Below are 15,997 nucleotides of genomic sequence, written 5' to 3' on the forward strand. Positions count from 1 at the left end.
TCGTTTAGCAAAAAATATATTTTAACCTAAAAAAATTAATTATGGGATTTTTCGGTGATTTTAAAGCTTCTTTAATGAAAGGTGATGTGTTGAGTTTAGCAACTGCAGTTGTTATTGGTGCTGCGTTTGGTAAAATTGTAGGGTCAGCTGTAGATGACGTTATTATGCCAATTGTAGGTTTGATAACTGGCGGAATTGATTTTACGCAAAAATTTGTCACACTAGACGGGAACAGCTATGAAACTTTAGCTGCTGCAAAAACTGCCGGTGCAGCTGTAATCACTTATGGAAATTTGGTGCAAGCCATAATTAATTTTGTTATTATTGCCTTCTTTATTTTTATTATTTTAAGAGCTGCTGAAAAGGCTAAAAAGAAAGAAGAAGTTGCTCCTGCTGCTCCAACTGGACCTACGCAGGAAGAATTGCTTACACAAATTAGAGATTTATTGAAAAAATAATACCGCTACACTATATATTCTAACTAAACCGCTTCGTATGGAGGCGGTTTTTCTTTTTGTTAAAATACGAAATTATGAATTGTTATATTTATAACATTTTGTTATTTTTTGTGAACACGCTTGTTTTAATTTGAATATTACTTACTTTTGCCATTCAAATTTAGTACTCAATAATAAAAATATACTATGAGAATAGCAGTTGTAGGCGCTACTGGAATGGTTGGCGAAGTAATGTTAAAAGTATTGGCAGAAAGAAATTTCCCTGTAACAGAATTAATCCCGGTTGCTTCTGAAAGATCAGTGGGAAAAGAAATAGAATATAAAGGTAAAAAATATAAAGTGGTTGGTATGCAAACTGCTGTGGACATGAAAGCGGATATTGCTTTGTTTTCTGCAGGAGGAGATACTTCACTGGAATGGGCTCCAAAATTTGCAGCAGCGGGAACAACCGTTATCGATAATTCATCAGCTTGGAGAATGGATCCAACCAAAAAATTAATCGTTCCTGAAATCAATGCATCTGAATTGACTGCAGCAGATAAAATCATTGCAAATCCAAACTGTTCTACGATACAAATGGTATTGGTTTTGGCTCCATTGCATAGAAAATACAACATCAAACGTGTTATTGTTTCTACGTATCAATCCATCACTGGAACAGGTGTAAAAGCAGTACAACAGTTAGAAAATGAATATGCAGGAGTTCAAGGTGAAATGGCTTACAAATATCCAATTCACAGAAATGCAATTCCACAATGTGATTCATTTGAAGATAACGGGTACACTAAAGAAGAAATGAAATTAGTTCGTGAAACTAAAAAAATATTAAGTGATAATACAATTGCAGTTACGGCTACAGCTGTTCGTGTGCCAATCGTTGGTGGACACAGTGAAGCGGTAAATGTTGAATTCACTAATGATTTTGATATTAGCGAAGTACAAAATATTTTGCATCATACGGATGGTGTTGTGGTTCAAGACAACAATGATACCTATACCTACCCAATGCCAATGTATGCACAAGGGAAAGATGATGTTTTTGTAGGTAGAATTCGTCGTGACGAAAGTCAGGAAAACACCTTGAATATGTGGATTGTTGCTGATAACTTGAGAAAAGGAGCCGCTACAAACACCATACAAATTGCAGAATATTTGATTGCTGCTAAATTGGTGTAATACTTGATTTTTAGTTCAAATTAAAACCATTTGTTTTGTCAAAATATAATTTGTCAGAACAAATGGTTTTCTTTTTTACAGTTTTTCCTAGCCAAAAAAAAGTTGATTTTTAAAACAGATAAGGATGTAAGTTCATTTAAGAGAATGATTTTTTATTTAAGTTTAAAACTTATGTTTCTTTAAATTTCTTATATGGTAAAAAAGAAGCATGTTACTTTTTCTAAATTGTTTCGTTACCTTTGTCAAGGATGAAAAAGAAACAGCTCATAATTAATCTTTTCTTTGCGATTGCACTATTGTTCTCTATAGTGTTTCAATCGTTTCATGGGTATGAGCATCTGGAAAAAAAACTTTCAGAAAAGGCCTGTTATCACAAAAACGATTCTAATAAGGCAGAATTAACCCATCAGCATAGAGGTTTTGACCATTGTTTGCTTTGTGAATTCACTTCCAGCAGTTACATTTCCCCGACTGATTTCTCCTGTCAATTATATACCCCATACAAAGAAATACCTTATTTCTTTGCTGACTCAGAAACGATTCTTTCGTTTTCTGGAAGTTTGTATTCCCACCGCGGACCACCTGTAAATAATTTAAGCTGAATTTATTTCAGCTTCTGTTGATTTTTTTCAGCAGGTATCATTTCTATTTTATTTACTAAATAATTTCGGACTCGTCTCCCTCTCCTTTGGAGAGGGTTGGGGTGAGGAATAACACAATCATTTTCAATGAAAAAATTTATTATAGCCCTATTCTTGGGGTTTTCTGCTATGCTCCAAGCGCAAAATTTAATATCGGGGACCGTAACCAATAAGATAAACCAACCCATAAAAGGCGTTTCAGTATATGCAACAGAATTGCATAAAGGAACAACAACTGATGAGAATGGAAAATTCACATTTACCAATCTCCCTAACGGAAAATTAAAACTCACCTTTACATTTATAGGATTTGGAACACAGAATAAAACCATAAGCAGTTTACAAAAAGAAAACACACTAGATGTAATCCTCGAAGAAACAATATTTGAGATGGATGAAGTGATTGTTTCCACGGCTTTCAATAAAATACAATCGCAAAACGTGATGAAAGTCGAACACGAAAGCATCAAAGAGATGCAACGAAAAGGAACCGCCACCTTGATAGAAGGACTGGCTACCATCCCAGGTGTTTCACAGGTTTCTACAGGAACTTCTATTGGGAAACCCGTAATTCGTGGATTGAGCGGGAATCGGGTTTTGGTGTATTCGCAAGGTGTTCGAATGGAAAACCAACAGTTTGGTGACGAACACGGATTAGGATTAAATGACTCAGGAATAGAAAGTGTTGAGGTAATAAAAGGCCCAGCTTCTTTATTGTATGGTTCGGATGCTTTGGGTGGTGTTTTGTATTTTAATCCCGAAAAATTTGCAGATGTCAATACATTCAAAGCTAATTTCAGTCAAAAATTATTTTCTAATACCCTGGGAAGTAATTCCTCTTTGGGATTGAAAACATCTACTGATAACTGGAAATTTCTTGCTAGAGGAAGTTACAATATGCATTCCGATTATAAAATTGCTTTGCCAGTTCGGTCTTCGACCTCGGGTGCAGACGGCGAACGAGTAAGTAATACACGTTACAATGAAACGGACTTCAAAACAGGAATTGGGTTCAACAATGCCAAATTTTCAAGTGTACTGCGTTACAATTACAACGAGCTCGACTTAGGAATTCCGGAAGATGGTCCCGAAGCGTCGGGAGCGGAACAAACTACGAGTAAGAAAACAGGATTTCCAAAACAGGGCGTTTTTAATCATTTGTTAAGTTTGAACAACGTTTTCTTTTTCCAGAAATCAAAACTGGATGTCGATTTGGGTTATGTTGCTAATGATCGAAGTGAGTTTGAAGATAGTGATGTTGCGATTTTGCACATGAAATTGAAAACATTCAATTACGATGCAAAATACCATTTGCCAACGATTGGCAAAGTAGAAACTATTTTTGGAATTCAGGGAATGCACCAAACGAACACCAACTCAGGAGAGGAATATTTAATTCCAGATGCAATTACAAATGATTTTGGTTTTTTTGGTACCGCTAATTACGAATGGAAAACGAATGTACTTCAAGCCGGTTTGCGTTTTGACAATCGAAAAATTACTACCCAAGCCTATGGTACTCCCGGTGAGGAAGGTTCATTTGAAGCTATCGAAAAATCATACGATAGTTTCAATGCTTCTTTGGGTTACAAAACCAATCTCGTTGATGATTTGACATTGCGACTGAATCTCGCTTCTGGATTTAGAGCGCCAAACCTCGCCGAATTAACGTCCAATGGTGTTCACGAAGGAACGAATCGTTATGAAGTGGGAAACAGTGATTTGGAAACCGAGCAAAATGTACAAACCGATTTGAATTTAGAATACAGAACGGATCATTTCGAGTTTTTTGTGAACGGATTTTACAACCATATCAACAATTATATTTACACCTCGCCAACGGGTATGGTAATCGATGAAAATGCTGTTTTTGATTATATTCAGAATAACGCCAAGTTATATGGAGGAGAAATCGGACTGCATTTTCATCCGCATCCTTTGGATTGGTTGCATTATGAAACGAGTTTTGAAACTGTAACCGGGAAGAAACAAAATGGGGACTATTTGCCGTTAATTCCGGCTAACAATTGGAATAATACTATTAGAACAGAGTTCAAAATCAAAAACTGGTTTGATGACGGTTTTGCCGCTTTGAATGTTTCTACTACTTTCGGTCAAAATAACGTGAGTGGTTTTGAAATAGAATCCAATGGCTATTCATTAGTGAATCTAGGTTTTGGAGGAAAAGTAAAACTGGGTAAAACGGCTTTTGATATCAGCCTGAATGGGAATAATTTATTCGATAAAAGATACATTGCGCATCTTTCCCGTCTAAAAATTGATGGGATTCCTAACATAGGAAGAAACATTATTTTTGGGGTGAATTTTATTTTGTAACGCTGTTGCGTAAGCAAAAAAACATAAAAAACGCTATTCGAAAGAATAGCGTTTTTGGCTTTAACTTAAATGAACTTATATTGCTTACATGGTTTGTTTTTCTCAACATATAAGAGATATAAGTCCATTTAAGAATTGATTTTATTATTTGAATTATGTCCGCAGTGTAGACACAATTGGATTGGTTTTGAAATTTGTTAAAGTTTAGTCCTAAATATTTCATTTTTGATACTTGTAATCCAAATGAAAGACTAGCGTTTTTGGCTTTAATTTAAATGAACTTATATCTCTTACATGGTTTGTGGTTTTCAACATATAAGAGATATAAGTCCATTTAAGAATTGATTTTATTATTTGAATTATGACCGCACTGTGGGCACAATTGGATTGGTTTTGAAATTCGTTTAAGTTTAATACTAAATGTTTCATTTTGATACTTGTAATCCAAATGAAAATTCGTTTTGAATTAGTGAAATTCTATCTAACTCTTTTCAAATGGTTGGGATTAAGAATTCGAAATAGGACTACGGCACTATAAAATCTGCGGAATCTGCGTGCTAAAAAATTTTCACGCAGATTTTGCAGATTCAGCAGATTAGTGTTGTGGGAAATCTGTTTTTTATATTTCGCTTTAGCGAACCTATTTCATCTGCTTACGGTTGACAACGCTTTTCTGAGTTAGCAACTATGTGTCAAAGTACCCAACTTTCTTTAAATTCGCGGCAAGTCTATTATAATCAAACCGTTACTCTTCAGGGTAGCGTTTTTTGGTTTTAACTTAAATGAACTTATATTTCTTACATGGTTTATATTTCTCAACATATAAGAAATGATTTAATTATTCAATTGCGAACGCACTGAGTTCGCAATTGAATTGATTTTAATTTGCGACATTCACATAACTGTAATAAAAACAGCATTGGTACAACTAACTCTTTTTTAAGAATTCCTTAGTAGCTGTTTTGAAATAAGCGTCCAAATTTGGCGACGTTATTTTGTTCTTTTTCAAGGCAAAAAACCTTTGAATAGCACCGCTATTGAAAGGTTTTTTAACGCCGAAAAAGGGCGAAAGAACAAGAAAAATAGGATGATTTAATTTGAAACAGTTACTTAAATAAGGAACAGCAACTATTTGTCTATTTTTGTAACGATTTAAATCAGAATTTAATAAAAAAAACTTTTTTAATAATGGTCGCATCTACTACAATAGCAACCTTTGGTCAAAACCAAAATCCCATAAAATATCCAACTACTAATAAAGGAAAAACAGTCGATGTGTATTTCGATACTGAAGTTGCCGATCCTTACCGCTGGCTCGAAGACGACAAATCTGTTGAAACGGGTGCTTGGGTAAAAGCCCAAAACAAAGTGACCTATGATTATTTAGACCAAATCCCGTTTCGGGATGCGTTAAAAGTAAGGATGGAAAAACTGTGGAATTATGAGAAAATAGGTGCGCCTTTTATCGAGGGAAATTTCACCTATTACTACAAAAATAACGGCTTGCAAAACCAATCGGTGTTGTACAGAAAAGATGCCAAAGGAAACGAAACTGTTTTCCTGGATCCAAATACATTTTCTAAAGACGGAACCACTTCTCTTGGCGGACTGGATTTTTCCAAAGACGGTTCGAAAGTTGCGTATGCCATTTCAGAAGGCGGAAGTGACTGGAGAAAAGTCATTATCATGGATGCCATCACCCAAAAAATTATAGAAGACACTCTTGTTGATGTAAAATTCAGCGGTGTATCTTGGAGAGGAAACGAAGGATTCTATTATTCTAGTTATGACAAACCAAAAGGAAGCGAATTATCGGCAAAAACGGACCAACACAAACTGTATTTCCACAAGCTAGGAACACCACAAAAAGAAGATAAAGTAATTTTTGGCGCAGACCAAAAACGACGTTATGTAGGTGGGGGCGTTACGGAGGACGATCATTATTTGGTCATTACAGCATCAACTTCTACGTATGGAAATGAATTGTATATTCAAGACTTGACCAAGCCCAATAGTCCTATTTTGACCATTGTGGATAATTTCAAGAGCGACAACAACATTATTGACAACGAAGGTGGGAAATTATTCATTGAAACCGACTTGAATGCGCCCAACAAACGCATCGTTACCGTGGATTTTAACAACCCAAAACCCGAAAACTGGAAAGATTTCATTCCCGAAACCGAGAATGTTTTAACTCCAACAACTGGCGGCGGTTATTTCTTTGCCAATTATATGAAAGATGCCGTTTCGGTGGTGAAACAATACGATTATTCTGGAAAATTGGTTCGTGAAATTCAATTGCCGGGCGTAGGAACTGCCGGTGGTTTTGGTGGAAAGAAAAAAGAAAAAACACTCTATTATTCGTTCACGAACTATATTACTCCGGGTTCTATCTTCTCATTTGAACCAAAATCAGGAACTTCAGCCGTATATGAAAAACCAAAAGTAGATTTCAACAGCGAAGAATATGAGTCCAAACAAGTGTTCTACACTTCCAAAGACGGAACCAAAATTCCGATGCTAATCACCCACAAAAAAGGATTGAAACTCGACGGTACAAATCCAACGATGTTGTATGGGTACGGTGGATTTAACGTAAGCTTGACGCCAAGTTTCAGTATTGCCAATGCCGTTTGGATGGAAAACGGAGGCATTTTGGCCGTGCCAAATTTACGTGGCGGTGGAGAATACGGAAAAAAATGGCACGATGCCGGAACCAAAATGCAAAAACAAAATGTCTTTGATGATTTCATCGCAGCGGCAGAATACCTGATTGCCGGTAACTACACGTCTCCACCATTTCTTGCCATTCGTGGCGGGTCAAACGGCGGATTGCTCGTGGGTGCTACCATGAACCAACGTCCGGACTTGATGAAAGTCGCTTTACCGGCCGTAGGCGTGATGGACATGTTGCGCTACCATACTTTTACCTCAGGTGCAGGTTGGGCGTATGATTACGGAACGGCACAAGACAGTAAGGAAATGTTTGACTACATCAAGGGCTATTCTCCCGTACACAATATAAAAAATGGGATTCAATATCCGGCCACGATGGTCACTACGGGCGATCACGATGATAGAGTAGTGCCGGCGCACAGTTTTAAATTTGCTGCCGAATTGCAAGAAAAACAGACTGGAACAAACCCAACCCTAATCCGAATTGATATCAATGCAGGACACGGTGCAGGAAAATCCGTGGCGGCAACCATTCAGGAAAATGTAGATATCCAAGCATTTACTTTGTATAATATGGGGGTAAACGTATTGCAGAAGTTAAATAATTAAGACCTGTTCTGAATTTATTTTGGAAGCTATTTCCCGCTTTCCGGCTTTATCTTTTTTGAGGCGAAGAAAAAATCGCCTCAAAAAAGGATATCGCCTGCAATCGGGGCTAACCTAATGGAAATATTTGGTCTTTTTCTTAAAAATTTTGATGTTTGTCCTGTAACGGGTTTTTGAACCTTGTAAAAGAATTAAATAATTTATCTAGTTCCTTAGCCCCGATAGCAGTGAAAATCCTTTATGTTTTTTCTTTAAAAAATATAAAGATTGTAGCGGATAGCGGGAAAAAGCTCCAAAAAAAGACTATTTTTTCTTCAAAGCATCAATCTCCTCATCACTGGGTTCAATGATGTCAATTTTTGGCTCGATGAAATCCTGTTCGTTTGCCAGTGTTTTATTCAAGGTCAACACCAAAGCTGGAAGCAACATCAAATTTGAAAGCATTCCGAACAATAAAGTCAACGAAATCAATCCGCCAAGTGCGATTGTTCCGCCAAAACTGGACAGCATAAATACCGAAAATCCAAAGAATAATACGATGGAAGTATAGAACATACTCAAGCCGGCATCCGTAAATGTGGCGTAAACGGATTTGCGTATTTTCCAATTATTTTTATTTAATTCCTCGCGGTATTGTGACAAGAATCGGACGGTGTCATCCACCGAAAGCCCAAATGCGATACCGAAAACCAATATCGTTGACGGTTTCAGCGGAATGTCCAGAAAGCCCATAATTCCTGCGGTTAACATTAATGGCAATAGATTAGGGATGATGGAAACCAATACCATTTTGAAGGAACGGAACATAAAAGCGACCAAAAGCGCCGTCAGGAAAAAGGCAAAAATCAAAGAGGAAAGTAAATTGTCCAGTAGGTAACCGGTTCCTTTTTGGAAGACTAGTGCTTTTCCTGTAATGGTTACCTTATATTGGTCTGACGGGAAAATTTTATCGGCTTTTTTGCGAATTTCAGCTTCAATTTTGGCAATATTGTCTCCGCTTTCATCGCGCATAAAAGTGGTAATTCGTGCATATTGTCCTGTCGAATCCACGTAGCTTTTCATCAAATTGTCTTTGGAATTTTTAGTGGCATTTTTGGCATACGACAAAATAAATGACTGTTCTTGTGACGTTGGCAGTTCATAATATTCCGGATTTCCATTATAATAGGCTTGCTTGGAATATTTAACTAAATTGACAATCGAAATGGGTTTTGACAGTTCCGGAATTTCGTCAATGGTTTCCTCGAGTTCTTCCATTCGCTTGAGCGTAGACAATTTCATGACTCCTTTTTTGCGTTTGGTATCAATCATGATTTCTAGCGGCATAACGCCATCAAATTCTTTTTCGAAGAAAACAATATCTTCAAAAAACGCCTCTTTTTTAGGCATGTCTTCAATTAAACTGCCCGAAATACGCATTTTGTAAATGCCAATAATGCTAATTACCAAAAGTATAACTGCAACCACATATATCGAAAACCGATTGTATTTTACGTTTCTCAGAATCCAGGCCATAAAAACCTTAACGTAATTTCGATCTAAATGCTCAATATGTCTGTCTTTTGGCGGTGGAATATAACTGTGAAAAATAGGGATAACAATAATGCACAAAAAGAAAAGTGCCATGATATTGATAGAAGTCACGACCCCAAACTCTAATAATAATTGATTATTGGAAGCGATAAATGTGGCAAAACCTATGGCCGTGGTAAGGTTTGTCATTAGTGTTGCCATTCCCACTTTGGTGGTGACACGCTGTAAAGCTTTGACTTTATTTCGATGGACTTTGTACTCCTGATGGTATTTATTGGTTAGGAAAATACAATTCGGAATCCCGATAACGATTATTAAAGAAGGAACTAAAGCGGTTAAAACCGTGATTTCATAATTTAGCAATCCTAAAAAACCAAAAGACCACATCACACCAATGATTACAATAATCATTGAAATTAAGGTTGCTCTAAAACTTCTGAAAAAGAAAAAGAAAAGCAATGAGGTTACCAATAATGAGGCTCCAATGAAAATTCCTATTTCGTTAAGTATCGTTTGTGCATTAAGTGTCCTGATGTATGGCATTCCCGAGACACGAAGGTCAATTCCGGTTTCTTTTTCGAATGTTTCTACTGCGGGAACTAACTTGCCAAGAATAAATTCTTTTCGTGCAGCGGTGTTTACAATTTTTTTATCCAGATAAACTGCGGAACGAATACTCCCGGATCTTTTATTGAAAAGTAAACCTTCGTAAAAAGGCAAATCATTAAAAAGTGCTGTCTTTATTTTTTGGAGATAGGCTTTGTCAACGGTTTTGCTTTGGTTAACAAAAGGAACCAATTCGAAGGTTTCCAGCGAATCGTTTTTCTGTAATTTCTTTAAGTCGTTTAAGGAAATAACTAAATCAACCGCTTTGTCTCCTTTGAGGCTGTTCATCAGTTTACTCCAAGAAGTATAGGCTTTTGGAGTAAAAATGGCATTGTCTTTTACGCCTAAGATGACTAAATTTCCTTCTTCACCAAATTTATTCAAAAAGGCATTGTATTCTATATTTACAATATTGTCGTCCGGTAATAAGTTAGCTTCGGTGAAAGTGAAATGGATATTCTTCCATTGCATCGCTAAAAGAGCTGTTATCGCTACAATAATGGATAACATTAAAATTCTATTTCTAAGGACAACTCGAGCTATTAATTCCCAAAATCCTAAACTAAACCACTTAATCATAATTCATATTTAACGGCGGTAAAGGTAGTCAAAACCGCTATAAATCATTTGTTTTAAATAAAACTTTTTGGTGTGTTATGAGGTTAATTCCAGAGGTTTTTTATTTTACAATATATTAATTTTATGGGATATAAATTATACATTTGAATTTCTCATCTTTGTTTCTTTAAACACGAGAAAGTCCACATAAAAATACATATGAAGAATTATAAAAACACAATATTTTATTTAGTTGTAACAGGTGGTTTCACCGCATTAATATATTGGATTATTAGTAAAGGAAAAAACTTAGAGGCAAGTGAAACGATTGTAATGCCTGTAAGTGGAAATGGTTCGTGGAATGATTTCATAGCTTCTATGCAACACAATTTTCAGGATCCATTGGCTATTCTTTTGGCACAAATTATTACGATAATCCTTGTGGCTCGTTTTTTTGGGTGGGTTTTTAAAAAAATCGGACAGCCATCAGTTATAGGAGAAATCATTGCAGGGATTGTTCTTGGACCCTCTTTATTAGGAATGTATTTTCCGGAATTTTCAAGTGCTTTATTTCCAGTCGAATCGTTAGGAAACTTAAAATTTTTAAGTCAAATAGGATTGATTCTTTTTATGTTCGTCATAGGAATGGAACTCGATATGAAAGTATTGAAAAACAAAGCCAATGAAGCGGTTGTGATTAGTCATGCGAGCATTGTCATTCCATTTGCACTCGGGATTGGACTGGCCTATTTTGTTTACAACCGTTTTGCTCCCGAAGGAGTGAAATTCCTTGCTTTCAGTTTGTTTATGGGAATTGCCCTGAGTATAACCGCATTTCCTGTTTTGGCAAGAATCGTTCAGGAAAGAGGGATTCATAAAACCAAACTTGGAGCAATTGTTATTACATGTGCCGCCGCCGATGATATTACCGCCTGGTGTATTCTGGCTGTAGTAATCGCAATTGTAAAAGCGGGAACTTTTGTTAGTTCGTTATACATTATTATGCTGGCTATAATTTATGTTGCGGCCATGATTTTTATTGTAAAACCATTTTTGAAAAGGATAGGGGATTTATATGGTTCTAAAGACAGTATAGTAAAACCTGTAGTGGCAATCTTTTTTCTGGTACTTATACTTTCGTCTTATGCTACTGAAGTGATTGGTATTCATGCGCTTTTTGGTGCTTTTATGGCTGGAGCTATTATGCCTGATGTTCCAAAATTCAGAACGATATTCATAGAAAAAGTGGAAGATGTTGCATTGATTCTTTTACTGCCTTTGTTTTTTGTGTTTACTGGTTTGAAAACTGAAATTGGCCTTATCAATGATCCCTATTTATGGAAGGTTACCGGTTTTATTATTTTGGTAGCCGTGGTGGGAAAATTTTTAGGAAGTGCATTGGCTGCTAAATTTGTAGGTCAGAGTTGGCGAGACAGTTTGACTATTGGTGCTTTGATGAACACGCGTGGTTTAATGGAGTTGATTGTATTGAATATCGGGTTGGAGCTTAAAGTTTTGACTCCTGAAGTTTTTACAATGATGGTTATCATGGCATTAGTGACTACTTTTATGACTGGACCAGCATTGGATTTAATCAATTATATCTTTAAAACTAAAGATGGTGTTGAAATTTTAGAACAAACAAACCATAATAAATACCGAATTTTAATTTCGTTTGGGAACAATGAAAAAGGGAAATCCTTATTGCGATTGGCTAACAGTTTTATAAAGAAACAAAAAGCAAAATCCAGCATTACGGTGATGCATTTGTCATTAAGTGATGAGGTACATACGTTCAATATGGAAGACAAAGAAAAAAATAGTTTTTATCCTATTGTCGAGGAATCGCAACTATTAAACCAAGATATCACCACTATTTTCAAAGCAACCCTTGATATTGAAACCGAAATTGCAGATGTAGCGAATCAAGGTGATTATGATTTGTTGTTGATAGGTTTAGGAAAATCCATTTTTGAAGGGACAATTCTCGGAAAAGTAATTGGTTTTACCACAAGGATAATTAATCCGGATCGATTGATTGATAAATTCACCGGAAAAGAAGGTTTGTTCGAAAATTCCCCTTTTGATGAAAGGACCAGACAGATTATTTCTAAAACCAAAATGCCAATAGGGATTTTGATTGATAAAGAGTTGCAAAATGTTAATCAGGTTTTTATTCCAATATTTAGTCCTGAAGATTCATTTTTGATTGATTATGTTCAAAAATTAATTTACAACAGCAATTCAAAAATTGTCATTTTGGATGTAAATGGATATGTAGAGACTAATTTTGTTTTGAACAGTGCTATAGATTCTCTAGAACAAAAATATCCGAATAACATTGGTTTAGTTACGGATAAAACAGTTAAAAAAGAATTTTTAGCCAAACAGGATTTAATGTTAATTAGTTTCGAAAGCTGGAAAGAACTCGTGGATTCCAGAAGTGTTTGGTTGAGTGGCGTTCCTTCAGTATTAATTTTAAAGCATTAAGATGAACTGGCTTTTATTGATTATTGGGGGGCTTTTTGAAGTAGGTTTTGCAACTTGTTTGGGCAAAGCCAAAGAAAGTTCCGGAATGACAGCAACATTGTGGTTGGGCGGATTCTTAATTTGCTTAACTATTAGTATGGTATTGCTTTACAAAGCCACACAAACATTGCCTATCGGAACAGCGTATGCGGTTTGGACAGGAATAGGTGCTGTGGGAACAGTTCTGGTTGGGATTTTTGTATTTAAAGAACCCGCTGATTTTTGGAGAATTTTCTTCATCACCACTTTAATCAGTTCGATTATTGGTTTGAAATTTGTTTCGAGTCATTAAAGCCCGAGATTAAGAACGAAACTTATTTTGACAGCTATATTATCTTGAAATTTACTCAGTTGATTCGGGCCATAACGGTAAAATCCGCCTAATCCCAAGCCATTATAAATTTGATTTAGCTCTATTCCAGATTCGAAATAACCTTTGTTCAGCGTTTTATAATCCAATCCGACATGTTGTTCCGGTTTACGTAAATTACCCCAAGCCATTCTGGAAACGAGAACTAAGGAAGGTTTTACTTTTTTGAATAATGTTACGCGACTAAAGCCATGTTTGAATTGAAAATAGGCGTATTCACTGGAGAAAAACTCATTGAAAAACATTGTTTCAAAACTATTTTTTCCTGCAAAAGTGATTCTCTGCATAATAGTTTCTTTGGTGATATTATTGGGAGACGTGTTGTACAAATGCGTCAGCGGTACATCACCAAGAGCATAACCGGCCTCGAAAAGTAAACTTGTTTTTTGACCGTTTAAATATTTCTTTTCATACTCTGTTTTGAAATCTAATTTGCTGAATTCAAAATCATTTTGCATAACCTTAGGCAGGGATTGTGTGTATTGAAAAGTGAATTTCGGGAAACGTTTTTCTACTTCAATTCGTCCCGTAGGCGTTTGCATGTAATCGCTGAATGGATTCCAACGCAAAGAAACCATTGCGGTTGTCATAACATAACTCGTATATAATTTCTCGTTTAAGTTGTATATATAATTGAATTTAGGTTCTATTGCGGCCCGGGAAAGTTCCCAGAAGCTTTCGGTTTTTGGAATAATTTTGGTTTCTATAAATGTTTTCCAACTCACATAATTGTAAAATGTACTGATGTTTATAGGTCTTGGATCATAGATTTTGAACGCTTTTTTATCAATTGTAAACACGGTGCTTGCAATTTCCCGAACATCATCAGTATAGGAAACGCCAATCCAGGAATTGGAAAATTTGCCTACCCGAGTCGCCATTCCCAAATTATATTTGAAATTGCCATCCTTTGTTCCATAAGCGGTGTATCCTTCGATTCTGAATTTTTTTGAAAATTGTTCATTGGTGACTCCGCCAATTCCCAATCTAAATCCTTCGTAATTATTATAACTGAATAATTTACGTAAGTCTAAATCGAATTTCCCAATGGGTAAATATCCGTTGATGATTTTTCGTCCAAAACGGATGCGACTTTCAATTCGTTTTTTGGAAGAAATACTGTCCAATGCCAAATACGTTTTTTTGCTTCGGCTGTCTAAACTGTCTTTTCTGTAGGTGTTCCAAAAACGTTCCGGTTTGTTAATTGCATCGTCTTTGATTTCGATATAAATAGCCGATTTTTTAATTTGTATCGGAATGTTATACTGAATTTCAAAATTATTCGTGTGTGAAAGCAAATAAGTGAAATCTGAGGCGACTTTCTTTCTTTCTTTAAAATCTTGTTCTACATCGCCATCAAATTGAATCGTTCCGCCAAGGATTTTTATATCGTCATCATTTTTACCTTTTACAATTTTAAAAGTTTTGTCCGTTGGAAACCATAGTTTTTCATTGGGAATGTACTTAAAATCATGAATCCCGCTAATGTCAAGAACGCCTTTTATGCGCATTACTGCTTTGGCCACAGCAAAATTATTTTGGTCAATATAAAGCACGCCTTTCAGTCCTGATGCTTTTCTTTTTTTCTTGTTTTTAAAGTAAATCATGTAGGTGTTTCTACCGTCAATGATGAGTGAATCCAAGAGCTTATAGTTGTAATCTTTTAGCGCATCATTGGCAATGGGACTGTTGTATTTGGTTTCAAAAAGCTCGTAACTGGAATCGTAAATAGAGAATGACTGTAAATTGAAGGCAATGATTTCATAAACAGGTTGCTTAAAACCAGCCATTTTGGTGCCTAATATGGTTTCTTTTAATGTATTATTAGCAAATTGATATTGTGACACTTTTTCGGTTTGAAAAAGATGTTGTTTACTAATGACTTCTTTAAATTTATAATTGGAGGAGTCAATTTTTGAGAATTGTTTTCCAATAGATTTTTGGACAAAAACAGAATCGATTCCTCCGTCAATAGAATCAGGATTTGCGGTTACAATGAGTTTGTTATAGGATTTAAATTCAAAACTGCGGAGTTTTTTTTGGGGATTATTGTTGTCCTTGTTTTCGATTGCCTTTCTGATAATTGCTAAAGCCGGGTTTTCACTTGGAACCATCACTTCATTCAAATTATCTGTCTTTTGAGAAAGAACGACAACATAATAATTTTTATTTTTTTCGATGGCAATCCTAGCTTTGATGAAACCAATATAAGAAATATAAAAGGCTGTAAAGGGAATTGTAGAGACAATGCTAAATTTTCCATCGACATCAGAGATGGTATTTAAGCCATTATTTGTGGTAATCGTGGCAAACGGCAACGGTTTGTTGGTTGTGGATTCTTTCACAATTCCATTTACCTGAAATTGCGCCTGTAGTGAAAGCGTTAAAAAAAAGAATAACAAACACAATTGCTTCATAAATAGGGTTTATTACAAAACGGGTGCGATCTCATTTTGTTGCGGCAAAAATAACAATAAAAAATCCGCCTCGTTATTTTGACGAAG

General features: G+C 35.7%; 9 protein-coding genes. 7 read left to right on the forward strand and 2 right to left on the reverse strand.

The annotated features are described in order from the left end of the window. The first annotated feature begins 41 nt into the window (after nucleotides 1-41). The 5 genes from mscL (at nucleotide 42) to ACM55F_RS00975 (ending at nucleotide 7,900) form a co-directional block, all read left to right on the forward strand. Nucleotides 42-458: a large conductance mechanosensitive channel protein MscL gene (mscL, locus tag ACM55F_RS00955; protein WP_416851808.1), complete on the forward strand. Its 417-nt coding sequence runs from the start codon at nucleotides 42-44 to the stop codon at nucleotides 456-458. A gap of 186 nt (nucleotides 459-644) precedes the next feature. Beyond that, nucleotides 645-1,634 (forward strand): aspartate-semialdehyde dehydrogenase, encoded by a 990-nt coding sequence (locus ACM55F_RS00960; protein WP_416851809.1) that lies wholly within the window; start codon nucleotides 645-647, stop codon nucleotides 1,632-1,634. 248 nt (nucleotides 1,635-1,882) lie between these two features. Beyond that, nucleotides 1,883-2,236 (forward strand): hypothetical protein, encoded by a 354-nt coding sequence (locus tag ACM55F_RS00965; RefSeq protein ID WP_416851810.1) that lies wholly within the window; start codon nucleotides 1,883-1,885, stop codon nucleotides 2,234-2,236. A gap of 126 nt (nucleotides 2,237-2,362) precedes the next feature. Next, entirely contained in the window at nucleotides 2,363-4,612 is a 2,250-nt protein-coding gene (locus tag ACM55F_RS00970) for a TonB-dependent receptor (RefSeq protein WP_416851811.1), read from the forward strand. Between the two features lie 1,188 nt (nucleotides 4,613-5,800). Beyond that, a complete protein-coding gene (locus tag ACM55F_RS00975) occupies nucleotides 5,801-7,900 on the forward strand; it encodes a prolyl oligopeptidase family serine peptidase (RefSeq protein WP_416851812.1) in 2,100 nt (699 codons plus the stop codon). A 300-nt stretch (nucleotides 7,901-8,200) separates the two neighbouring features. On the opposite strand, the gene ACM55F_RS00980 is transcribed toward ACM55F_RS00975, so the two are convergent. After that, nucleotides 8,201-10,615 (reverse strand): efflux RND transporter permease subunit, encoded by a 2,415-nt coding sequence (locus tag ACM55F_RS00980; protein ID WP_416851813.1) that lies wholly within the window; start codon nucleotides 10,613-10,615, stop codon nucleotides 8,201-8,203. A 198-nt stretch (nucleotides 10,616-10,813) separates the two neighbouring features. Between ACM55F_RS00980 and ACM55F_RS00985 the strand changes: the two genes are divergently transcribed. Continuing rightward, entirely contained in the window at nucleotides 10,814-13,084 is a 2,271-nt protein-coding gene (locus ACM55F_RS00985; RefSeq protein WP_416851814.1) for a cation:proton antiporter domain-containing protein, read from the forward strand. 1 nt (nucleotide 13,085) lies between these two features. Continuing rightward, nucleotides 13,086-13,415, forward strand: a complete 330-nt coding sequence (locus ACM55F_RS00990; protein WP_416851815.1) for a DMT family transporter — start codon at nucleotides 13,086-13,088, stop codon at nucleotides 13,413-13,415. Here the strand turns inward: ACM55F_RS00990 and ACM55F_RS00995 are convergent. After that, nucleotides 13,412-15,910, reverse strand: coding sequence for a DUF5686 family protein (locus ACM55F_RS00995; protein ID WP_416851817.1), 2,499 nt, complete (start codon nucleotides 15,908-15,910; stop codon nucleotides 13,412-13,414). The genes ACM55F_RS00990 and ACM55F_RS00995 overlap by 4 nt on opposite strands. Nucleotides 15,911-15,997: the final 87 nt, after the last annotated feature.

It is taken from the genome of Flavobacterium melibiosi, from assembly GCF_048158545.1.
Lineage (GTDB): Bacteria > Bacteroidota > Bacteroidia > Flavobacteriales > Flavobacteriaceae > Flavobacterium > Flavobacterium melibiosi.

What these genes read in the sequence shown, in the direction of transcription:
- ACM55F_RS00970 (WP_416851811.1), top strand. Translation starts at nt 2,363, where the DNA reads ATGAAAAAATTTATTATAGCCCTATTCTTGGGGTTTTCTGCTATGCTC.
- ACM55F_RS00980 (WP_416851813.1), bottom strand. Translation starts at nt 10,615, where the DNA reads ATGATTAAGTGGTTTAGTTTAGGATTTTGGGAATTAATAGCTCGAGTT.
- ACM55F_RS00975 (WP_416851812.1), top strand. Translation starts at nt 5,801, where the DNA reads ATGGTCGCATCTACTACAATAGCAACCTTTGGTCAAAACCAAAATCCC.
- mscL (WP_416851808.1), top strand. Translation starts at nt 42, where the DNA reads ATGGGATTTTTCGGTGATTTTAAAGCTTCTTTAATGAAAGGTGATGTG.
- ACM55F_RS00960 (WP_416851809.1), top strand. Translation starts at nt 645, where the DNA reads ATGAGAATAGCAGTTGTAGGCGCTACTGGAATGGTTGGCGAAGTAATG.
- ACM55F_RS00995 (WP_416851817.1), bottom strand. Translation starts at nt 15,910, where the DNA reads ATGAAGCAATTGTGTTTGTTATTCTTTTTTTTAACGCTTTCACTACAG.
- ACM55F_RS00965 (WP_416851810.1), top strand. Translation starts at nt 1,883, where the DNA reads ATGAAAAAGAAACAGCTCATAATTAATCTTTTCTTTGCGATTGCACTA.
- ACM55F_RS00990 (WP_416851815.1), top strand. Translation starts at nt 13,086, where the DNA reads ATGAACTGGCTTTTATTGATTATTGGGGGGCTTTTTGAAGTAGGTTTT.
- ACM55F_RS00985 (WP_416851814.1), top strand. Translation starts at nt 10,814, where the DNA reads ATGAAGAATTATAAAAACACAATATTTTATTTAGTTGTAACAGGTGGT.